The organism is Micromonospora sp. CPCC 206171, from assembly GCF_036906755.1.
GTDB classification, from domain to species: Bacteria; Actinomycetota; Actinomycetes; order Mycobacteriales; family Micromonosporaceae; genus Micromonospora; species Micromonospora purpureochromogenes.
The window spans coordinates 26,179-47,180 of record NZ_JBAKHT010000014.1 but is presented as its reverse complement, the minus strand read 5'-3'; the positions used below and the strand labels follow the sequence as shown (position 1 = coordinate 47,180).

Here is a 21,002-nt window from a genome sequence, read left to right as displayed (position 1 = left end):
GAGGAATGGGGAGGAACCGTGGTGGACGAGAACGCCGACCGGGGCCGGCTGCCCGGCCCGCATGCGGTGCCGGAGCGGGACATCGAACCGCTCTGGCCGCCCGACGCGACCGACACCGCCCCGACCTGGGGCGTCCAGGCCTCGCCGCTCTACCCGTCGCTGACCGCCGAGGTCAACGCCGCCCCCGCCGCCGACGGCTGGGCGGCACCCCCGCCGGACGGCGACTGGGCGTCCCTGCGCGCCGACGAACCGGCCCCACCGCCGATGCCCCCGGGCCGGTACCCGGCCGGTCCCGACGCCTGGCCCGCCACGCCGGCCGACACTGGCGAGGAATACGCCTCCCAGCCCCCCGCCGCCGACACGATCGGCGCGGCGGCCAGCCCGACAACTGCGGCCACGGACGACACAGCCACCGACCCGAGCGCCACCGCCGAGGGTATCTTCGCCGGACCGGGCATCCCGGCCACCAACGGCGCCGCACCCGGCCCGACCATCCACACCACGAGCGGCACTGCCGCCGACCCGGGCCTCCCAGCCGCGAGTGGCACTGCCGCCGGCCCGAGCCTCCCGACGGCCAACGGCAGGACGGCCGAACCCGGAACGGTGGCCGAGGCGGGCGTGCCGGCCGGGCATGCCGTCACGGCCGCCGGAGCCGGCCCGGCGACCGGGGAGGCCGAGCCGCAGGCCCGAATGGTGGCCGAGGCGGGCGTGCCGGTCTGGCCCGCCGTCACGGCCGCCGAAGCGGGCCCGGCGACCGGTGAGGCCCGGCCGCAGGCCGAGCCGGCGGAGGGCGCCCGACGGCCGGCGCACCCCACGCCGGCACCCAGGGTCGGGCAGCCCGCCCCGGTCGACCTCGACCTGCCCTTCACCCTGGACCAGCCGATCACCGCGCCCCCGCCGCACACCGCGCCGGGCACCCCGGTCGTACCCGTGGCGAACATCCCGCAGGCGGCCCGGGAACAGGGCGAATCGCCGTGGGCCCAGCCACCGCAGCGCACCGCCGCCGCCAGCAACGCCGCAACACACGGCGACGCCGCGATGCACGGCGACGGGGCGATACCCGGCGATCGCGGCGGAGCCGCACTCGGGGCCGAGGCGATCGGCAGCGCGGCGGTGCCCGGCCAGCCCGCGGAGCCCCCGCGCCCGGCGCCGAAGCTGGGTCCGTTCCCGCCCTCGCCGGGCACGCCGCTGGCGCCGCCCGGCCCGCACCCGCTGACGGAGTATCCACCGGGGCCCACGCTCGCGGTGCCGCCTGCGCACGCCGGCCCGCCGCAGCCCGGGCCGATGCCCCCCGCGCCGCCGGGGCCGCAGCCGCCCGCCGGGTGGTACCAGCAGTCCTGGCAGGAGGGCACCCCGCCGACCGGGCTGCCCCGGCAGTCGTACCCGGAGCCGCCGGTGCGGGCGGCGCAGGGCGGCTACCCGGACCCGGGCTGGACGCCGGACGACGCACCGGCGCCGACCGCCGAGGACTTCGCCCGCCGCCGGCAGGCCCGCCCCGCCGACCCGGTCGCCACCATGGGGGTACGGGCGGTGGTCAACAAGATCGGCCTGAAGCTGCCGCCGGGGCGGCACGAGCAGGAGATCAAGCGGGACGTCGAGATGGTCCGCCGCAACTTCGGCGGGCTGCGCCAGGTGACCGTGGTGAATCCGAAGGGCGGCGCCGGCAAGACGGTGGCCATCCTGCTGCTCGCGATGACCTTCGGTCAGAAGCGCGGCGGGTACGTGCTGGCCTGGGACAACAACGAGACCCAGGGCACCCTGGGCATGCGCGCCCAGCAGGACTTCCACTCCCGTACGGTCCGGGACATGCTGCGCGACCTCGGGCAGTTCCAGGGCGCGCACGGCCGGATCGGTGACCTGTCGCAGTACGTCCGATCGCAGGGCGAGGGGATGTTCGACGTGCTCGCCTCGGACGAGTCGGCCACCGGCGGCGAGATGCTCACCGCGGCGGCCTTCGCGGAGATCCGTGAGGTGGTCAGCCGGTTCTACAAGCTGATCTTCGTGGACACCGGGAACAACGTCCGGGCGCAGAACTGGCAGGCCGCGATGGACGCCACCGACCAGTTGGTGGTCACCATGTCGGCCCGGAACGACTCGGCCGAGACGGCCGCCCGGATGCTCGACCACCTGGAGCAGAGCGGCCGGCAGCGGCTGGTCCGGCAGGCGGTGACGGTGGTGTCGATGCCGCCGTCCCGCAAGGAGATCGACCTGCCGGCGATCCAGGAGCACTTCGCGGCCCGCACCCGGGCGGTGCTGCTCGCGCCGTACGAGCGGCTCATCGACACCGGGGAGCCGATCCGGTACGGCGCGCTCTCCGCCGCGACCCGGGACGCCTGGCTCAAGATCGCCGCCGCCGTGGCCGAGGGGCTGTAGACGCGACGGCCGGCCCGGTCAGCGCCGGGCCGGCCGTCACGACGGGTCACTCGCTGGCGAGGGCGTCCCCGGCGGCCGGGTCGCAGTCGCGCAGGAACTGCGCGCAGCGGGCCGCCTCGTCCGCCTCGCCGATCTCGCCCGCCGCCCGGGACAGGACGTACAGGCAGCGGAGGAAGCCCTGGTTGGGGCCGTGCGACCAGGGCACCGGCCCGTGGCCCTTCCAGCCGCTGCGGCGCAGCTGGTCCAGGCCCCGGTGGTAGCCGGTGCGGGCGTAGGCGTACGCGGGGATGACCTGGCCGGCGTTGAAGGCCCGGGTCGCCAGCACCGCCCAGGCCGCACTGTAGGTCGGGAAGCGGGCCGCGACCTCGGCGTACGCCTCGTCGGTGCCCTTCTCGGCGGCGGCCGCGAGCGTGGCGTCGGCCTCTTCGTGCGCGGGCAGGAGGGTGGCCGGTGGCTCAGGCAACAGGTTCTGCATCGTCCCATTCAACCGGCTTCGCCCCACCGCGCGCGAGAGGATCGGCCCAGTGCGCTGGCTGAACGGGGGAGGCGTCCGTCACGCCTGCGGCCCATGCCGCCGCGAGATGTTTTCCATTACAACTATTAATCCGGAGCCTCCCCAGGACCCGGTTACGCAGGAGCCCGGCGGTCGAGACCGCCGGGCTCCTGTCGTCCCGGCCCCCCGGACCGGCAGGTTTGGGCCATTGCCCGGCCCGGGCAGGATGGCCTGGTGCCGACCCCACCTCCCGCGGACGTCATCGCGCCGCACGACACCAGCCACGACGAGATCGAGACCCGCGCCGAGTTCGACCGGCGGCTGGCCAGCGGCAGCCTCGCCGGCCTGACCGTGCAGGGGCTCCGCCTCGACCTGGACCCGATCCCCGACCTGACCCGCACCGAGGTCGCCGGCACCCTCTTCGTCGGCTGCCGGTTCGCCTCCCGAGAGGTCGGCGCCGACCTGGTCCGGCGGGGGGCGAACGTGGTGCCGCCCTTCTCCGGCCTGCCGTACCCGACCCAGCCGTCGCACCTCTACACCCCCGAGGAGCTGGCCGCCGGGTTCGCCGAGGGCGGCTTCGCCGGGATGTATGACACCCGGGTGTACGCGCACTTCCGCGAGCACGGCGGCGCGCTGCCGGACGTCCGGGAGGCGCTCGGCCAGCGGCTGCACGACCACGGCGTGGACAACGCGCTGGTCGACGCCACCCGGTCCTGGCTGGCGACGCACGGGCCGCAGTCGGTGGTGGGGGTGATGGGCGGGCACGCCGTGCAGCGCGGCAGCGTGCCGTACCGGATGGCGGCGGTGCTGGGTTGGGAGCTGGCGCGGGCCGACCGGCTGGTGGTGACCGGCGGCGGACCGGGCGTGATGGAGGCGGCCAACCTCGGCGCGTTCCTCGCGGGTTGGCCGGCCGAGGAGCTGACCGCCGCGATCGACCTGCTCGCCGTGGCGCCGGACTTCACCGACCACGACCGCTACACGGCGGCGGCGCTGGCGGTCCGCGAGCGGTACGCGACCGGGCCGGCCATCCCGCAGCAGCGGGTGCCGGAGCTCGACTGGGCCCGCTCCGGCGGGCTGGCGATCCCCACCTGGCTGTACGGGCACGAACCGGCGAACCTCTTCGCCGGGCGGATCGCCAAGTACTTCTCCAACGCCATCCGGGAGGACACGATCCTGCGGCTGGCCCGGGGCGGGATCGTCTTCGCGCCCGGCCGGGCGGGCACCGTGCAGGAGGTGTTCCAGGCGGCGACGAAGACCTACTACGGCACCGACGGGGCGAGCGGAGCGTACGTCTTCCTGGACCGCGCGTACTGGACCCGGGAACTGCCGATCGAGTCGCTGCTGCGGCCGCTGTTCGCGGCGTCCCCGTTCGGTGACCTGTCGACCACGGTGCACCTGACCGACGACGTCCGGGAGGCCGTCCGGGTGCTCACCGCGACCGCCTGAGACGCCGACGGCCGGCTCCCGGGCGGGGAGCCGGCCGTCGCGCTGACCGCTGTTACTTCATCTTGGTGCCGGTCGAGCGCAGGTGCTCGCAGGCCTCGACGACGCGGGCGGCCATGCCCGCCTCGGCGGCCTTGCCCCAGACCCGCGGGTCGTACATCTTCTTGTTGCCGACCTCGCCGTCGACCTTCAGCACGCCGTCGTAGTTGCGGAACATGTGGTCCGCGACCGGCCGGGTGAAGGTGTACTGGGTGTCGGTGTCGATGTTCATCTTGACCACGCCGTAGTCCAGCGCCTCGCGGATCTCCGACAGCAGCGAGCCCGAGCCGCCGTGGAAGACCAGGCTGAGCGGCTTCTCCTTGCCGTACTTGGCGCCGACCGCCATCTGGATGTGGTCGAGAACCTCGGGGCGGAGCTTGACGTTGCCCGGCTTGTAGACGCCGTGCACGTTGCCGAAGGTCAGCGCCGCCATGTAGCGGCCCTTCTCGCCGAGGCCGAGCGCCTCCACCATGGCCAGGCCGTCCTCGACCGTGGTGTAGAGCTTGTCGTTGATGGCGTTCTCGACGCCGTCCTCCTCGCCACCGACCACGCCGACCTCGATCTCGAGGACGATCTTGCCCTTGGCGGCCTCGTCGAGGAGCTGCGCGGCGATCTCCATGTTCTCCGCCACCGGCACGGCCGAGCCGTCCCACATGTGCGACTGGAACAGCGGCTCCTCGCCGCGCTTCACCCGCTCCTGGGAGATCCCCATCAGCGGCCGGACGAACTTGTCCAGCTTGTCCTTCGGGCAGTGGTCGGTGTGCAGCGCGATGTTGACCGGGTAGTTCTTGGCCACCTCGCGGGCGTACGCGGCGAACGCCACCGCGCCGGTGACCATGTCCTTGACCGACGGGCCGGACAGGTACTCGGCACCACCGGTGGAGACCTGGATGATGCCGTCGCTCTCCGCGTCGGCGAAACCCTTCAGCGCCGCGTTCAGCGTCTGCGAGGACGTCACGTTGATCGCCGGGTACGCGAACCGGCCGGACTTGGCCCGGTCCAGCATCTCCGCGTAAGTCTCGGGGGAAGCGATGGGCATGTCGAACGCTCCTTACTTACCGCTCTCGGCCGAGCTGGCCGCTGTCTTCCATCGGGTGCGCCGGACCGCGCTGTCCACCGCCGGCAGTATCCCGTAGAAGGTGGCGGCGGGCACAACCGCCTCCCCTCACCGGTCCTCCAGACTGTCCGGTACGGCGACGCTGATCAGCCAGCTCACCACCGCCATCACGATGGCCCCCCAGAAGGCGGCCCAGAAACCGTCCACCCGGAACGGCAGGTCGAGCCCACGCGCGATCCAGTCCGTCAGCAGGAACAGCAGCGCGTTCACCACCAGCGCGATCAGGCCGAGGGTGAGCAGGTAGAACACGCAGCCGACCACCTTGATGACCGGCTTGAGCACGGCGTTGACCACGCCGAAGATCAGCGCCACCACGATCAGGGTGAACGCCGTCTCGGCGCCGTTGGTGCCGGTCACGTCGACGCCGGGCACGATCAGCGTGGTGACCCACAGCGCGACCGCGGTGATCGCCAGCCGGATCAGGAAGCCCACGCCTCCATCCTGGCACCGCCGGGAGGCCCCGGTGGGACGATCCACCGAGTCCGCTTGCCGCGCCCACCGGGCACCCGCGCCGCGCAGCCCGTACGGTGTGGGGGACAGTCCGCCGGAAGCAGGGAGGGACGATGGGTCAGCCCGACGAGGACTTCGCGCCGAGCGACCACCTCAGCCCGGAGGAGCGCGACCTGGAGGCCGAGCCGGCCGACGCGGTCGAGCAGGCCGCCTCGATCGACCCGGGCGACGCCGAGACCGAGCCGCACCGTGGCCTGGAGGTCGGCGACTGGGACGCGATGGAGCAGGCCCGGGTGGTCACCGGCGACGAGGACGACTACCGCTGAGCCCCCAGGGCGGTCACCCGGTCGGGGTTCGCCGCCGCGAACTCGGCCAGCCGGTCCTGGCGTAGCGCGGTCAGCAGGGCCGGTGCGGCGCGCTCGTCGAGCAGCAGGTTGCCCGGCCGCTTCGGCGAGTCGACGGTCGGCACGGCGAGACCGACCGGGGCCGCCCGGGACGCCTGCACGGTACGCGTGAGAAGGTCCGGCAGCGAGGCGTCGCCGGTGTCGGTGACCAGGTCCGGGCCGAGGGCGGCCAACAGCCGGCTCAGTGCCACCGGATCGTGCAGGGCGTCCCCACTGTCGAGCTGCCGCACCAGCCCCGCCGCGTACCGCTGGGCGTTGCGGTCCCGGTCCTGGCCGCCCCAGGTCATTCCGAAGCGCTGCCGGAGCAGATCGACCGAGGCGGTGCCGTCCAGCCGCTGGCAGCCGGCCGGGAAGACGCGTCGGGTGTGCACCGAGCGGACCTGCTCCGGCAGGCAGACCTCCACCCCGCCGACGCCATCGGTGAGTCGCCGCAGCACCGGGTACGTCAGCACGGCGCCGGCGTCGATGCGTACGCCGATGGTGTCGGCGACCACCCGCCGGGTCAGGTCGTAGCCCCGGCGCAGGTCGGGCCGTGATGCGGTGGCGCCGAACTGGAAGGAACTGTTCAGCTTCTGGGTACCGTGCCCGGGGATCGCCACCATCAGGTCGCGCGGCAGGGACACGAGGTAGAGCCGGCTCCGGTCCGCCGGAACGTGCACCAGCAGCACCGAGTCGGCGCGGGGGACGGCATCGACGCCGCGGACCCGCGGATCGGGGACGCCGTCCACCCCCAGCAGCAGCACGTTCAGCGCGCCACCGGGCGCGACCCGGTCGGCGAGGAACTCCGCGGTGGCGGTGCGCCCGCCGAGCGGCGGGACGACCCGCGGCACCGCGAGGCCCAGCAGCCCCAGCACCGCCAGCGCGCCGGCCCCGGCCTGGAGCCGACGGTGCCGGCGACGACGGCGTACGACGATCCGGTCGACGGCCGCGCGCAGCGGCCCGGCCGGCGGGGTGAGCGACTCGTGCCGCGCGAAGGCGGCCCGCAGCTCCTCCTCGACGGTCATGAGCAGACCTCCAGGTGTTCGGCGCGCAGCGTGGCCAGCGCCCGGGAGATGGACGAGCGGACGGTCCCGACGGCGCAGCCGAGGATCTCGGCGATCTCCGCGTCCGGCAGGTCCTCGTAGTAGCGGAGCACCAGGCTGGCGCGCTGCCGGCGGGGCAACCGGGCCAGCAGGGACCAGACCTGGTCCCGGTCCACGGCGTCCTGCGCGTGGTCGGCGGCCGGCGGCGTGGAGTTGTCCGGCTCGCCACGCAGCAGCACCCGACGCATCCAGGAGCCCCGCCGCCAGTCGACGTACTGGTTGGTCAGCATCCGGCGCACGTAGCGCTCCGGGGAATCCGCCCGGGCCACCCTCCGCCAGTTCAGCTGGACCCGGACCATCGTGTCCTGCACCAGGTCCTGCGCCTGGTGCGGATCGCCGGTCAGCATGACCGCGTACCGCAGCAGCGCGGTCAGCCGCGAGTCGGCGAACTCCTCGTACGTCACTGCACCTCCCGGTGTTCCGACCTTGATGACGGGAGTGGGCGCCCGAAACGTTGCGCCGCCCGCTCGCCGGGCGCGGCAGGCCGGCGGAGAGTGACATCCGTGAGAGGCTGACCACGCTCCGCCACCGATCGGGAGGACAGTCGATGCTCCGGCACTCCATCCGGCGCTGGCTCGCCGCAGCGGCCGTCGCGGGCGCGTTCCTGGCCGCCACCGCCGCTCCCGCGATCGCGGCCGGCGAACTCCGGATCGCCGCCCGGGACCTGCTGGTCGCCCCGGGACACACCGCTCCCGGCGCGGTACGGGTCGACGGCAACCCCGGCCCGGCCGGCAGCCCGGTGACCCTCGACATCGAGCTGTCCGAGTGGGACTCGCTGGGCACCTTCACGGTGACCGACGACGGCGGGTGGGACTGCGTCCGGCGCGCCGACACCCTGCGCTGCCTGGGCGCTTTCGGCAGGTGGAGCCGGACGCCCACTCTCTACTTCCAGCTCGCCGCGCGGGCCGACGCCCCGCTGGACCGGCGGGCCGAGCTGACCGTCCGGGGTTCCTCGGTCGGCGGCACGGCCACCCGGAAGATCACGATCAGCGTGGTCGAGGGGGTCGACCTGGTGACCGAGCCGAAGACCGCGCTCCGCGCCGGGCCCGGCGGCACCGTCGACCTGACCAGCACCGTACGCAACGCCGGCCCGGTGCCGGTGCACGGCGCGGTGCTGACCCTCGACGCCGACATGGACGTCATGTCGGTCGACAACTTCCGCAACTGCCGACGTGCCGAGGCCCGACCCACCATCTGCCGGTTCGACACCGAACTGGTGCCCGGAGTCAGCTACCGGCTGTCGGCACCGCTGCCGCTCACCCTCAAGACGTTCCTGCGCAGCGGCCTCGTGCTGCCCAACCGCCTGCAGTGGTGGACCGTCGACGACTGGGCGCTGGTCGAGCAGGACCCGGACGTGCCGCTCCCGCCGGACACCCCCGGTACCGGCGACGAGTTGCGTCTGGTGGCAGAGCCGACGGGGCGGCAGACCGACACCGCCGCCTGGAACAGCTGGACCGCGGTGAGCATCACCGTCACCGGCGACCGGACCGCGGATGCGGCCGCCGTCGGGGGACGGGTCAGCGCCAAGGTCGGCGACCGGGTGACGGTGACGCCCGGATTCCGCAACCTCGGGCCCACGGCGGTGGAGACCTGGCGGGAGATCCCGCTGGTGCGGTTCCGCGTCCCCGACGGCACCACCGCGGTCGAGGTGCACTGGGGGTGCGCGCCGATCGGCGCCGGCCCCTGGAAACCCGGCGACACGTACGGCCAACCGGGTGCGCGGGAGTACGGCTGCAGCGGCCCGGGCGACATTGCCGGTGTCGGCGAAACGGTCTCGTACTTTGTCACCCTGCGGGTGGACCGGCTGCCGCGGCCGACCGCCGGGCGAGTGACCATCGACGTCGAGGCCGACACCGACCCGGCCAACGACCGGGCGGAGATCATGCTCGTCCCGCCCGGCGGGAGCGGCGGCAACGGCGGTGGCGACGACTCGCTGCCCATCACCGGCGGATCGACCGCGCTGACGATGGCCGTCGGCGGGCTGCTGCTCGCCGCCGGTACGACGGGGGTCCTGCTGGCCCGCCGCCGACGCACCGACTTCGTCGCCTGACCAGCACCGCGTCACGCCCCGTCGCCGCGCTGGCGACGGGGCGTCGCCGGGGCCTGCCCGTTGCGCCGAAGATGCTCAGCCGTTCGGCTCGTTTGCCTGGTCCGGGTGCCATTCGGGGTGACGCGGTGTTTTAAGGAGTCCTTAAGATCCGCAGGCTCCACCTGTCACCCCCACGGGAGGAACCCCCAATGCTCACGCACTCCACCCGGCGCTGGCTCGCCGGGTTGGGCGTCGCAGGCGCGTTCGTCGCCGCCTCCGCCACCCCCGCCCACGCGGCAGACCCCCTGGAGATCGCCGCCTGGGACGTCCTGGTCGCTCCGGGACACAGTACGTACAACTTCATCGCCACGTACATCGCCGGCGAGAAAGAGCTGAAGAGCGCGACCCTGGACCTGGATCTGTCGGAGGTCAACGACGTCGCCACCATCGAGCTGGCCACCTCCGACTGGGAGTGCGTCCCCTCCGGCGACACCCTGCACTGCGAGGCGGAGGCCGAGGATTGGGGCGTGCCCAGCCTCGACTACTACCTGACCGCGAAGGCGGACGCGAAGCCCGGACAGAAGGCCGAGCTGGGCATCAAGGCGGCCGGCGGCGGCAAGACCGCCAGCAGCAGCGTCACGGTCACCATCGCCGAGGGCGTCGACCTCCAGTCCGAGCCGGAGGCCACGGTCGACGGCGATCCGGGCGCCACCGTGGGGCTGCCCGGCGACGTGGTCCGCAACTCGGGCGACAACACGGCGCACGGCGCGGTGCTGCGGCTGCAGACCGACTACCTCAGCTCGTACGTCGGTAACTTCAGCAACTGCGAAGACATCGAGTACCTGGCCGTCATCTGCACCTTCGACACCGACCTGGAGCCGGGCAAGAGCTACCGGCTCTCCGAGAAGCTCCCGGTCACGCTGGACAAGGGCGCCCGTACGGGCAGCGAGCTGGAGAACTACGTCGACTGGTTGACCAAGGACGACTGGGCCCAGATCATCGACGACCCCGACTTCCCGCTGCCACCGGGCACCCCGGGCACCGGCGGCAAGCTCAGCCTGGTCGAGCTGCCCGCCGCCCGGCAGGCGGCCGTACCGCAGACCGACGTGGACCAGACGAACAACTTCACGGTGGTCGACATCAAGGTCGGCGGCAACAACCCGGCCGACCTGGCCGCCGTCGGCAGCACCGCCACCGGCAAGGTCGGCGACAAGGTCACGGTGACCGCCGGCTTCACGAACCTGGGTCCCGCCACGGTGGACGCCTGGCGGCTCACCGAGCCGATCGTGACCGTGGAGATCCCGCCGGGCACCGAGGCGATCAAGGTCTCGGAGGAGTGCGCGCCGTACGACAAGGACAGCGAGGAGCCCTGGAACCCGTGGGATCACGCGGGTGAGCCGGGTGCCGACCTGTACGGCTGCATCTCCGCGGGTGACCCGGAGCCGGGCGTGGGCGGCTCGTACCCGTTCACCCTGCGGATCGACGAGCTGACCGGCCCGACCTCCGGCAAGGTCACCACCCACCTCGACGGCGACCCGAAGGCGGACAACAACGAGGCTGCCGTCGTCATCAAGCCGGGCAACGGCAACCCGGGCTCGGGCGACGGTGGCAACGGTGGCGGCGACGGGGGCTCCCTGCCGATCACCGGTGAGAACACGGGCCTGATCGCCGGCATCGGCGGCCTGCTGCTCGCCGCCGGCGTCGGCGGCTACGTGGTGGCCCGCCGCCGCCGGACCCGCTTCGTCGCCTGATTCACCGCACCATCCGGCGCGCCCGCCGACCAGCCGGTCGGCGGGCGCGCCATCGGGCGCGACCGGTGACACCGGACGCGTCCACCGACTCTTCCGCACCACCTCACGGGAGGAACCCCCATGCTCACGCACTCGACCCGGCGCTGGCTCGCCGGGCTGGGCGTGGCCGGCGCGATCGTCGCCGCCGCTGCCACCCCCGCCTCGGCCGAGGAGTCGGCCGTCGACCTCGGCCTCTACTTTGCCGACACGACCCTGGCCGTCGACTCCGAGGGCAAGATCGACTCGCCCATCCTGTACAGCTCCGAGCCGGTCGTCCTGCACGGCCTGAGCGTGCGCTACGACTACCGCGACCTCGCCGGCACGGTGACGGTCAAGCCCGAGGGCATGCCGAGCGGGGACTGCACCTCGCCGGAGGAGAACGTCCTGGTCTGCACCGACCCGTTCGAGGTCGGTCTGGACGACTGGGGCATCGGCGGCTACTTCAGCGTGGTGCTCGCACCGACCGGCGATGCCAAGGACGGCGACACCGGCGAGCTGAAGGTGACCGTCGGCGCGGAGGGCGCCACCTCGGCCACCCACACCGCCACGGTGCGGGTCGGCGAAGGCGTGGACCTGGCCGGCCGCACCGAGGTGAAGCGGTCAGCGGCGCCGGGCGGCACCTTCACCGCGCCGCTGACGGTCCGCAACGTGGGAACGACCACCGCCAAGGGTGCCGTGGTCATCTTCGACCACGATCGGGCCGTCCGCCCGAGCGAGAAGTTCAACAACTGCACCTACGAGGGCGACGAGCTGCGTACCTGCCGCTTCGACAGCCTCATTGCGGCGCCGGGCGAGAACTGGACCTCGGCGGTGAACTACACCCTGGGCAAGGACGCCTACGCCCCGGGCAAGGAGTACGGCTACCACAACTGGATGACCGTGGCCGAGTTCGAGGACTTCGCCGCGTACCTCGACAACCTGGGCATCTCGGTCGGCAAGCCGGGTAACGGGGGCAACCTCACCCTGACCAAGGCGGGTGCCCTCAGCGGTTTCCAGGCCGACACCAACCCGGACAACAACTGGTCCGGCATGGAGGTCTCGGTCACCGGCAAGAACGGCGTGGACCTGGCCGCCATCGGCGACTCGGTCACCGGCAAGGCCGGCGAGGTCGTGAACGCCACCGTCGGCGTTCGGAACAACGGCCCGGCATCGCTGGACTTCAACCGTTCCGGCAGCCCGGTCACGAAGATCGACGTCACCGTGCCGACCGGCACGACCGCGGTCGAGGTGCCGGAGGTCTGCGTGCCGTTCGACGGCGAGCAGGGCGACTGGGACAACGCCGGCAAGCCGGGCGAGAAGACGTACCGGTGCTGGCCGGACGTCTACATCGCCGCGGGCGAGGAGCAGACCGTCGAGTTCGGCCTGCGGATCGACAAGGTCGTGCCGAACGCCACCGGCACCGTGACGATCAACGCCAAGTGCGAGTGCGAGGGCTTCACCGAGGACATCAAGCCGGCCAACGACACCGCGAAGCTGCTGGTGAACGCGACCGGCGGCAACGGCGGCGGCAACGGCGACGGCGACGGCGACGGCGGCACCCTGCCGATCACGGGTGAGAACACCGCCCTCGTGGCCGGCATCGGCGGCCTGCTGCTCGCCGCCGGCGTCGGCGGCTACGTGGTGGCCCGCCGTCGCCGGACCCGCTTCGTCGCCTGACCCACCCCGCACCACCCGCACCACCCGGCGCCCCGTCGACCCCTAGGTCGGCGGGGCGCCGCCGTCCCCCGCCAAGGCGAACCACCGTCGCACGCCGCTCAACCCGAGGTCGGGTTTCCGGGGGAGCCCCACCCGCGCAGGGATCAAGCCTGACCGCCCGGAGCGGGTGGGGCTCCCCCGGAAACCCCACCCACATAAACAGGGCGACGCAAGATCGAAACCCCTGAGACCATGAACGGCGTGCTGCTCACCCTGACCACCACCCACCGGCCGGCGACCGACCTCGGGTACCTGCTGGTCAAGCACCCTGACCGGGTCCAGTCCTTCGAACTGCCCGCGGGCACCGCGCACGTCTTCTACCCCGAGGCGGACGAGGACCGCTGCACCGCCGCCCTGCTGGTCGACATCGACCCGCAGCGGCTCGGCGTGGGGCGGCGTGGCGGCCGGAAGCAGGCCAGCACCCCGGAGAGCTTCACCCTCGGGCAGTACGTCAACGACCGGGCGTACGCCGCGTCCAGCCTGCTCGCCTCGGCACTGTCCACGGTGTTCCGGTCGGCCCTGCGCGGCGAGTCCCGGGACCGCCCGGAACTGGCCGGCACCGCGATCCCGCTGGAGGTACGGGTGCCGGTGCTGCGCTGCCGCGGTGGCGCCGACGTGGCCGGGCGACTCTTCGCCCCGCTGGGCTGGACGGTCACCGCCACCCCGATTCCGCTGGACGAGCAGCACCCCGACTGGGGTGACAGCCGGTACGTCGACCTCGTCCTGACCGGCACCCTCCGGGTCGCGGACGCCCTCAACCACCTGTACGTCCTGCTGCCCGTGCTGGACGACGCGAAGCACTACTGGGTGGCGCCGGACGAGATCGACAAACTGCTCCGCGCCGGCGCGGGCTGGCTGGCCGACCACCCGGAGCGGGCCCTGATCACCCGTCGCTACCTGGCCCACCGCCGGGCGCTGGCCGGGCAGGCGCTGGCCCGGCTGACCGAGCTGCGCCTCGCCGACGAGCCCGTGCCCGACGACAGCATCGACGAGCCCCCGGCCGACCCGGGACCCGTGGCCGGCGTACCCGGATCCGACACCGGCACCGCGCAGAGCGATGCCGGGGCAGCGGGACAGGTGGGCGGAGCAGCCGGGACGGCGGACGTGGCCGGACCGGGGCGGGCGTCGCTGGCGGTACGGCGGCGCGAGGCGGTGCTCGCCGCGCTCGCGGCCAGCGGGGCGACCCGAGTGCTCGACCTGGGCTGCGGTGGTGGCGCGCTGCTCACCGCCCTGGTTGCCGACCGGCGCTACACGGAGGTTGTCGGCACCGACGTCTCCACCCACGCGTTGACGCTGGCCGCCCGTCGGCTGCGCCTGGACCGGCTGCCGGAGCGGCAGCGCGACCGGATCCGACTCTGGCAGTCCGCCCTCACCTACCGGGACGACCGGCTGCGCGGCTACGACGCGGCGGTGCTGATGGAGGTGATCGAGCATCTCGACCCGCCCCGGCTGCCGGCGCTGGAGGACGCGGTGCTGGGCCACGCCCGGCCGGGCATCGTGGTGGTGACCACGCCGAACGTCGAGTACAACGCCCGCTACGAGGGGCTGCCGGCGGGGCGGTTCCGGCACGCCGACCACCGCTTCGAGTGGAACCGTGCCGAGTTCGCCGCCTGGGTCGAGCGGGTGGCCGCGACGTACGGCTACACCGCCACGATCGGCGGCGTCGGGGAGGAGGACCCGGAGGTGGGCACCCCCACCCAGTTGGCCGTCCTCACCGCGGCGGAAAAGGTAAACACCACGACCGACCGGAAGGAGGAGCGCCGATGACCACCCTCGACATCCCCGAGCTGGCCCTGGTGGCGCTGGTCGGCGTCTCCGGATCGGGCAAGTCGACCTTCGCCCGCCGGCACTTCCTGCCCAGCCAGGTGCTCTCCTCGGACATGTTCCGGGCGATGGTCGCCGACGACGAGAACGACCAGTCCGCCTCCGCTGACGCGTTCGAGGCGCTGCACCACATCGCCGCCACCCGGCTGCGTCGGGGCCGGCTGACGGTGGTCGACGCGACCAACCTCCAGTCGCACGCCCGGGCCGCGCTGGTCCGGGTGGCCCGCGAGCACGACGTGCTGCCGGTGGCGATCGTGCTGGACGTGCCGGAGGCGCTGGCCTGGGAGCGGACCCAGGGGCGCGCCGACCGGACCTTCGGCCGGCAGGTGCTGACCCGGATGCAGCGGGACCTGCGCCGGACGTACGGGCTGCTGGCCCGGGAGGGCTTCCGCAAGGTGCACGTGCTGCGCGGGGTCGAGGAGATCGAGACCGCGGAGATCCGGTACGAGAAGCTCTTCAACGACCGGCGCGAGCTGACCGGGCCGTTCGACATCGTCGGTGACGTGCACGGTTGCCGCGAGGAGCTGGAGGCGCTGCTGCTCCGGCTCGGCTGGTCGCTGCGCCGCGACGACGCGGGCCGCCCGGTGGACGCGGTGCACCCGGCTGGTCGTACCGCCGTCTTCGTGGGTGACCTGGTGGACCGCGGCCCGGACTCCCCCGGCGTGCTCCGCCTGGTGATGGGGATGGTGGCGGCCGGGCACGCGATCTGCGTGCCGGGCAACCACGAGCAGAAGCTGCTGCGCAAGCTGCGTGGCCGGGACGTGCGGCTCACCCACGGCCTGGCCGAGACGATGGCCCAGCTCGACACAGAGGACCCGGCGTTCGTCGCGGAGGTCGCCGCCTTCGTCGACGGCCTGGTCAGCCACTTCGTGCTGGACGGCGGTCGGCTGGTGGTCGCGCACGCCGGCCTGAAGGAGGCCTACCAGGGCCGCGCGTCCGGCCGGGTCCGCGCGTTCGCGCTCTTCGGGGAGACCACCGGGGAGACCGACGAGTACGGCCTGCCGGTGCGCTACCCGTGGGCCCGCGACTACCGGGGCTCGGCCATGGTCGTGTACGGCCACACGCCCACCCCGGAGCCGGAGTGGGTGAACAACACCATCTGCATCGACACCGGCTGCGTCTTCGGCGGCCGGCTCACCGCCCTGCGCTACCCGGAGAAGGAACTGGTCGCCGTACCGGCGGTCAAGGAGTGGTACGCCCCGGTCCGCCCGCTGGTCAGTGCCCCGGCCCGACCGGACACGGTGCTGGACCTGACGGACGTCACCGGCCGCCGGCACCTCGTGCACGCGTACGGGACGCTGACCGTGCCGGCGGAGAACGCCGCCGCGGCGCTGGAGGTGATGAGCCGGTTCGCGGTCGACCCGGGCCGGCTGGTCTGGCTGCCGCCGACCATGGCGCCCTGCTCGACCTCCACGGTCCAGGGCTTCCTGGAGCACCCGGCGCAGGCGTTCGAGGACTACCGGGCGGCGGGCGTGGACCGGGTGGTCTGCGAGGAGAAGCACATGGGCTCGCGGGCGGTGGTGCTGGTGGAGCGGGAACCCACCGGTGGGCCGTTCGGCGGCGGCGTGGTGCACACCCGCACCGGCCGGCCGTTCTTCGGCGCGCCGCTCGACGAGGAGCTGCTGGCCCGGGTACGCGCGGCGGTGACCGCCGCCGGCCTCTGGGCCGAGCTGGGCACCGACGCGCTGCTGCTCGACTGCGAGCTGCTGCCCTGGTCGGCGAAGGCGGGCGGGCTGATCCGCGAGCAGTACGCCAGCGTCGGCGCGGCCGGCCGGGCGGCGCTGCCGGCGGTGCTCGCCACGCTGGACGCCGCCGCGACCCGGGGGCTGCCGGTGGACGGGCTGCGGGAGCGGATGGCCGGCCGCCACGCCGAGGTCGACGGCTACTCGGCGGCCTACCGGGCGTACGTGGCGCCGACCGACGGGCTGCGTGGGGTGACCCTGGCGCCGTTCGCGGTGCTGGCGGGGGCCGGCGTGAGTTTCGCCGACCGGGACCACGGCTGGCACCTCGACCTGGCCGACCGGCTCTGCGCGGCCGACCCCGAGTTCTTCACCCCGACCCGGCGGCAGGTGGTCGACCTGGCGGACGCCGCGGCGGTGGGGGCGGCCACCAACTGGTGGCTGGAGCTGACGTCGGCCGGGGGCGAGGGCATGGTGGTCAAGCCGTACGCGGGGCTGGCCGCCCGGTCTTCGCGTGGCTCGCTGCTCCAGCCGGGGATCAAGTGCCGGGGTCGGGAGTACCTGCGGATCATCTACGGCCCGGGTTACACCGCCCCCGACCAGCTCGCCGCGCTACGCCGCCGTTCGTTGGGCCGCAAGCGGGGCCTGGCCCTGCGCGAGCACGCCCTCGGCCTCGCCGTTCTCGACGCGTTCGCCGACAACGCCCCCCTCTGGCGCCGCCACGAACTCGTCTTCGCCATCCTGGCCTGCGAATCCGAACCCGTCGACCCCCGCCTCTGACCCGCCCCCATCCTCAAGATCCGCGCACTTTCAGAGAAAGCGTGGCCATTTCGCGCTCCATGGCCACGCTTTCCGTGAAAGTGCCGGCACGGGAGGGGGCGGGAGGGGTGAGGCGGGGTGGGGGGAGGGGCGGGTAGCCTGTGTGGCCGTGGACACAGGTGAGAAGAGTCGGGTGGTCGTCGAGACCGTTGCGTTGAATCCGCTCGACCCCAAGGAACTGTTGCAGACCTTCGGGCTGATCGGCGTCTGGGTGATCCTCTTCGCCGAGACCGGCCTGCTGGTGGGCTTCTTCTTCCCGGGCGACTCGCTGCTGTTCCTGGCGGGCGTCGCGGCGTCACCGGTGGCGGACGCGATCTTCGGCAACGGCACCCGGCTCTCCCTGGTCGGGCTGCTGATCGGCGGGCCGATCTGCGCGATCGTCGGCGCCCAGCTCGGCCACTGGCTGGGCTCCAAGTACGGCCGGCGGATGTTCGACCGCCCCAACTCCCGCCTCTTCAAGCGGGAGTACGTGGAGAAGGCGGAGTTCTACTTCCAGAAGTTCGGCCCGGCGAAGGCCGTGGTGCTGGCCCGGTTCATCCCGATCGTGCGGACGTTCCTCAACCCGGTGGCGGGCACGCTCGGCATGCCGGCCAAGCAGTTCTTCCTCTGGAACGTGGTCGGCGCGATCCTCTGGGTCGACGGCATCCTGCTGATCGGCTACCTGCTCGCCGAGCAGATCTACAGCGCGATCGGCGACAAGATCGACCGGTACATCCTGCCGGTGGTCGCGTTGATCATCCTGATCTCGGTGCTGCCGATCTTCTTCGAGTTCCTGCGCGACCGGAAGGCCCGCAAGCGCGGCGAGGCCGTCGCGGTGGTGGCGGCGGCCAGCGCGGCCGGCGCCGTCGACGCGGTCCGCGACACCATCGAGCACCACCTGCACCACGACCAGCAGCAGCACCCGTACCGGCAGCAGCCGCCGCAGGGCGAGCGGCGCTACCCGGACCACGGCCAGGGCCGCTGACCCTCGCCCACGACGAACGGCCGGCCCCGGAAGGGACCGGCCGTTCGTGCCACCGTCAGGAGCCGGTGGGACGGATCAGCGAGCTGGCTGGTGACAGGCAGGAGTCACCACCCGATGACGCCACCCCTGGTACGTCACCGGACGTCGCCCCGGTCGGGGACGACGCGCGGACACCGGGTCAGCGGGCCTTCTTGGTGGCCCGCTTGCGCGGCGGGGTCAGCAGATCCGCGATCGTGGCGATCGCGGACGGCACCAGCCGGTAGTAGGCCCACACACCGCGCTTCTCCCGCTCCAGCAAGCCGGCCTCGGTGAGGATACGCAGGTGGTGGCTGACCGTCGGCTGCGAGAGGCCGAGCGGCGCCGTCAGGTCACAGACGCACGCCTCGCCCTCGGGGGCCGACTGGATCAGGCTGAGCAGCCGGAGCCGGGCGGGGTCGGCAAGGGCCTTGAGGACCCCCGCCAGCCGCTCGGCATCGGCACGTTCGATCGGCTCGCCGGCAAGCGGCGAGATCTGAGGCATGGTCATTTCAGCCAACGCAGTTCCCACGTATTCCATCCTTCCACCAGCAGCATCGATCCGCCTGCATATCAGCAGATCCGAATCGGCAAATTTTTACGCCACAAGGCCGAGGTCAGCCAACGTATAGGCCGCCCGATACGGCAGTCCGGCGGCCCGTACGGCGTCCCCGGCTCCTCGATCAACAATAACCGCCACACCAACGACCTCCGCCCCGGCCTCGCGCAGCGCCTCGACGGCGGTCAACACGCTGCCGCCCGTCGTCGAGGTGTCCTCCACGGCAAGTACCCGCCGACCGGCCACTTCAGGCCCCTCGATCCGCCGTTGCAGACCGTGCGCCTTTCCCGCCTTGCGAACCACGAACGCGTCCACCGGTCGGCCGCTCTCCGCCGCGGCGTGCAGCATCGAGATCGCGATCGGATCCGCGCCGAGGGTCAGCCCGCCGACAGCTTCATAGTCCCAGTCCGCGGTCAGCTCGCGCATCACCCGACCGACCAGCGGTGCAGCCTGGTGATGCAGCGTGACGCGGCGCAGATCGACGTACCAGTCCGCTTCGCGGCCCGAGGAGAGCACCACCCGGCCGTGGACCACAGCCAGGTCGGAAATGAATTTACGCAGGTCGTCGCGGTGCCCCATGGCGATAGAGGGTACTGCGCGAGTCTGTGCGCCGGATGTGGGGTCCACCCGGGTCAGCCTCGTGGGCGACCGATGGGTGGCGATGGACGGCTACGCTGTGCGACCACGCTGGAATCCCGTACCCTGCCGGCGCCGCCGTCACGGCACCGGCCGGGGCGGCGCGGGTCAGCCGTCGGTCGACTCGACCCGTCCCCGGCGGTCCCGGTAGGCCATCCGCAGCAACCGTCGCGGCGCGTGCCGCAGGCCGGCCACGGCGAGCTTGTACTTCCAGTCCGGAACGCTGATCTGCTTGCCTTTACGCAGGTCACGCAGGGCGCCGTCGACCACGTCGTCGGCCCGCAGCCACATCCAGCGGGGCGTGCCGGACATGTCGATGCCGTTGCGCTCGTGGTAGCCGGTGGCGGTGTAACCGGGGCAGAGCGCCATCACCCGTACGCCGAGCGGGCGCACCGACAGGTCGACGGATTCGCTGAAGCTCGTGACCCACGCCTTGCTCGCCGGGTACGTCGAGCCGGGCATCACCGGACCGAAACCGGCGACCGAAGAGACATTTATCACTATCCCGCTTCGTCGATCCGTCATCGCACCGAGGGCGGCGAGGGTGAGTCGCATGACGGCGTGCACGTTGAGCCGCAGCAACCGCGTCTCGTCGGCGACGGTGGATCGTACGAACGGCCGGTTGAGGCTGAGCCCGGCGTTGTTGACGAGCAGCCCGATGGGGGCGGTGACGTCGGTGAGCCGCCGTTCCACCGCCGCGCATCCGTCGTCGGTGGACAGGTCGGCGGGGAGCGTCTCCACCCGGTGACCGTGCCGGGCGGTCAGGTCGGCGGCCACCTCGGCGAGCCGGGTGGCGTCCCGAGCGACCAGCACCAGCTGCCACCCGTCGGCGGCGAGCCGGCGGGCGAACGCCTCGCCGATGCCGGCGGTGGCGCCGGTGACCAGCGCCCGTCGCTCGGTGGCCGGGGTTTCGGACGTCACGGGCGCTCCTCAGCGGGACGGCGGCGGAGCCTGCGGCGGCGGGTACGGGCCGTACGGCAGCGGCGCCGGGGGCGGCGTCGGCCGGGCGCGGCCGAACCAGCCGTTCGCCGCGGGCAGCGCCAGCAGCACGGCCACCACAAGGTAGCCGAGCACCTGGCCCACGGAAAGGGCCGCGTTCAGCGGGAGCCACCAGGACGGGTAGGCGTCGCCGAGCAGGCCCAGCAGCTCGGCGGTGCTCTGCTCGTCGGTGCGCACCGGACCGGCCCGCTGACCGACCAGCGCGGCCAGGCCGCAGCAGCCGCAGAGCAGCCCCAGCCCGGCGACCACCCAGGTCGCCACCCGGGCGCCCCGCCGGCCGGCGAGCAGCCCGGCGGCGAGACCGACCAGCAGCAGGCCGACCAGGACGGTGAGCACCGCCGAGAGGATCGTGGTGACCCGCAGCAGGGTGACCACGCCGTCGACGTCGTCGGGGTCCGCGCTCGTACCGGCGGCGGCCGACCGGAGCCGGTCCACCGTGCCGCCGAGGGCGAGCAGCGCCGCGACGGCGTACGCCCCGGCGGCGAGGGCCATCAGCCCGAGCACCGCCGCGGCCAGCGTGACGGCGGCGGGCCGACGCGCCGGGGCCTGATCCGGGTACGACACGACGATTCCCTCCGGTAGGCGTCGGCTT

18 protein-coding genes are annotated in these 21,002 nt (G+C 73.1%); 9 read left to right on the top strand and 9 right to left on the bottom strand.

Annotation, left to right across the window (positions count from 1 at the left end; all coding sequences use genetic code 11):
- Positions 1-18: 18 nt before the first annotated feature.
- A complete protein-coding gene (locus tag V6U89_RS17445; protein ID WP_442933940.1) occupies positions 19-2,373 on the top strand; it encodes a chromosome partitioning protein in 2,355 nt (784 codons plus the stop codon).
- Between the two features lie 46 nt (positions 2,374-2,419).
- Here V6U89_RS17445 and V6U89_RS17440 read toward each other — a convergent pair whose 3' ends face one another.
- The gene (locus V6U89_RS17440; protein ID WP_088959499.1) at positions 2,420-2,848 is read right to left on the bottom strand and encodes a DUF3151 domain-containing protein; all 429 of its coding nucleotides are present in this window, start codon (positions 2,846-2,848) and stop codon (positions 2,420-2,422) included.
- A gap of 252 nt (positions 2,849-3,100) precedes the next feature.
- On the opposite strand from V6U89_RS17440, the gene V6U89_RS17435 reads away from it, so the two are divergent.
- Positions 3,101-4,312 (top strand): LOG family protein, encoded by a 1,212-nt coding sequence (locus tag V6U89_RS17435; RefSeq protein WP_334572270.1) that lies wholly within the window; start codon positions 3,101-3,103, stop codon positions 4,310-4,312.
- 52 nt (positions 4,313-4,364) lie between these two features.
- Here the strand turns inward: V6U89_RS17435 and fbaA are convergent, their stop codons facing one another.
- Positions 4,365-5,387 carry a class II fructose-bisphosphate aldolase gene (gene fbaA / locus V6U89_RS17430; protein WP_154940719.1) on the bottom strand — a complete coding sequence of 341 codons (1,023 nt, stop codon included), beginning with the start codon at positions 5,385-5,387 and terminating at the stop codon, positions 4,365-4,367.
- 126 nt (positions 5,388-5,513) lie between these two features.
- A complete protein-coding gene (locus V6U89_RS17425) occupies positions 5,514-5,897 on the bottom strand; it encodes a phage holin family protein (RefSeq protein WP_334572269.1) in 384 nt (127 codons plus the stop codon).
- 131 nt (positions 5,898-6,028) lie between these two features.
- Between V6U89_RS17425 and V6U89_RS17420 the strand changes: the two genes are divergently transcribed.
- Complete coding sequence (locus V6U89_RS17420; RefSeq protein ID WP_334572268.1) at positions 6,029-6,241, top strand: hypothetical protein; 213 nt, start codon at positions 6,029-6,031, stop codon at positions 6,239-6,241.
- On the opposite strand, the gene V6U89_RS17415 is transcribed toward V6U89_RS17420, so the two are convergent.
- Positions 6,232-7,323: an LCP family protein gene (locus tag V6U89_RS17415; protein ID WP_334572267.1), complete on the bottom strand. Its 1,092-nt coding sequence runs from the start codon at positions 7,321-7,323 to the stop codon at positions 6,232-6,234. The two genes, V6U89_RS17420 and V6U89_RS17415, sit on opposite strands and share 10 nt — an antisense overlap.
- A complete protein-coding gene (locus tag V6U89_RS17410; protein WP_334572266.1) occupies positions 7,320-7,805 on the bottom strand; it encodes a SigE family RNA polymerase sigma factor in 486 nt (161 codons plus the stop codon). The genes V6U89_RS17415 and V6U89_RS17410 overlap by 4 nt, the downstream gene beginning before the upstream one ends.
- A 143-nt stretch (positions 7,806-7,948) precedes the next feature.
- Between V6U89_RS17410 and V6U89_RS17405 the strand changes: the two genes are divergently transcribed.
- The 6 genes from V6U89_RS17405 (at position 7,949) to V6U89_RS17380 (ending at position 18,201) form a co-directional block, all read left to right on the top strand.
- The gene (locus tag V6U89_RS17405; RefSeq protein ID WP_334572265.1) at positions 7,949-9,451 is read left to right on the top strand and encodes an LPXTG cell wall anchor domain-containing protein; all 1,503 of its coding nucleotides are present in this window, start codon (positions 7,949-7,951) and stop codon (positions 9,449-9,451) included.
- A 188-nt stretch (positions 9,452-9,639) separates the two neighbouring features.
- Positions 9,640-11,181 carry an LPXTG cell wall anchor domain-containing protein gene (locus tag V6U89_RS17400; RefSeq protein WP_334572264.1) on the top strand — a complete coding sequence of 514 codons (1,542 nt, stop codon included), beginning with the start codon at positions 9,640-9,642 and terminating at the stop codon, positions 11,179-11,181.
- A 120-nt stretch (positions 11,182-11,301) separates the two neighbouring features.
- Positions 11,302-12,876: an LPXTG cell wall anchor domain-containing protein gene (locus tag V6U89_RS17395; RefSeq protein WP_334572263.1), complete on the top strand. Its 1,575-nt coding sequence runs from the start codon at positions 11,302-11,304 to the stop codon at positions 12,874-12,876.
- 240 nt (positions 12,877-13,116) lie between these two features.
- Complete coding sequence (locus tag V6U89_RS17390; protein ID WP_334572262.1) at positions 13,117-14,682, top strand: 3' terminal RNA ribose 2'-O-methyltransferase Hen1; 1,566 nt, start codon at positions 13,117-13,119, stop codon at positions 14,680-14,682.
- A complete protein-coding gene (locus tag V6U89_RS17385; RefSeq protein WP_334572261.1) occupies positions 14,679-17,198 on the top strand; it encodes a polynucleotide kinase-phosphatase in 2,520 nt (839 codons plus the stop codon). Before V6U89_RS17390 ends, V6U89_RS17385 begins: the two co-directional genes overlap by 4 nt.
- 142 nt (positions 17,199-17,340) lie before the next feature.
- Positions 17,341-18,201, top strand: coding sequence for a DedA family protein (locus V6U89_RS17380; protein WP_334572260.1), 861 nt, complete (start codon positions 17,341-17,343; stop codon positions 18,199-18,201).
- 178 nt (positions 18,202-18,379) lie between these two features.
- Here the strand turns inward: V6U89_RS17380 and V6U89_RS17375 are convergent, their stop codons facing one another.
- From V6U89_RS17375 to V6U89_RS17360, 4 genes are all read right to left on the bottom strand, one after another.
- Entirely contained in the window at positions 18,380-18,757 is a 378-nt protein-coding gene (locus V6U89_RS17375; protein WP_007454255.1) for an ArsR/SmtB family transcription factor, read from the bottom strand.
- A gap of 57 nt (positions 18,758-18,814) precedes the next feature.
- A complete protein-coding gene (gene pyrE / locus V6U89_RS17370) occupies positions 18,815-19,354 on the bottom strand; it encodes an orotate phosphoribosyltransferase (protein ID WP_334572259.1) in 540 nt (179 codons plus the stop codon).
- 165 nt (positions 19,355-19,519) lie between these two features.
- A complete protein-coding gene (locus V6U89_RS17365; RefSeq protein ID WP_334572258.1) occupies positions 19,520-20,332 on the bottom strand; it encodes an SDR family NAD(P)-dependent oxidoreductase in 813 nt (270 codons plus the stop codon).
- Between the two features lie 9 nt (positions 20,333-20,341).
- Entirely contained in the window at positions 20,342-20,974 is a 633-nt protein-coding gene (locus V6U89_RS17360) for a hypothetical protein (protein ID WP_334572257.1), read from the bottom strand.
- Positions 20,975-21,002: the final 28 nt, after the last annotated feature.

Coding starts and splice junctions, on each gene's coding strand:
- V6U89_RS17440 (WP_088959499.1), bottom strand. CDS start 2,848: ATGCAGAACCTGTTGCCTGAGCCACCGGCCACCCTCCTGCCCGCGCAC.
- fbaA (WP_154940719.1), bottom strand. CDS start 5,387: ATGCCCATCGCTTCCCCCGAGACTTACGCGGAGATGCTGGACCGGGCC.
- V6U89_RS17420 (WP_334572268.1), top strand. CDS start 6,029: ATGGGTCAGCCCGACGAGGACTTCGCGCCGAGCGACCACCTCAGCCCG.
- V6U89_RS17415 (WP_334572267.1), bottom strand. CDS start 7,323: ATGACCGTCGAGGAGGAGCTGCGGGCCGCCTTCGCGCGGCACGAGTCG.
- V6U89_RS17405 (WP_334572265.1), top strand. CDS start 7,949: ATGCTCCGGCACTCCATCCGGCGCTGGCTCGCCGCAGCGGCCGTCGCG.
- V6U89_RS17400 (WP_334572264.1), top strand. CDS start 9,640: ATGCTCACGCACTCCACCCGGCGCTGGCTCGCCGGGTTGGGCGTCGCA.
- V6U89_RS17395 (WP_334572263.1), top strand. CDS start 11,302: ATGCTCACGCACTCGACCCGGCGCTGGCTCGCCGGGCTGGGCGTGGCC.
- V6U89_RS17385 (WP_334572261.1), top strand. CDS start 14,679: ATGACCACCCTCGACATCCCCGAGCTGGCCCTGGTGGCGCTGGTCGGC.
- V6U89_RS17375 (WP_007454255.1), bottom strand. CDS start 18,757: ATGGAATACGTGGGAACTGCGTTGGCTGAAATGACCATGCCTCAGATC.
- pyrE (WP_334572259.1), bottom strand. CDS start 19,354: ATGGGGCACCGCGACGACCTGCGTAAATTCATTTCCGACCTGGCTGTG.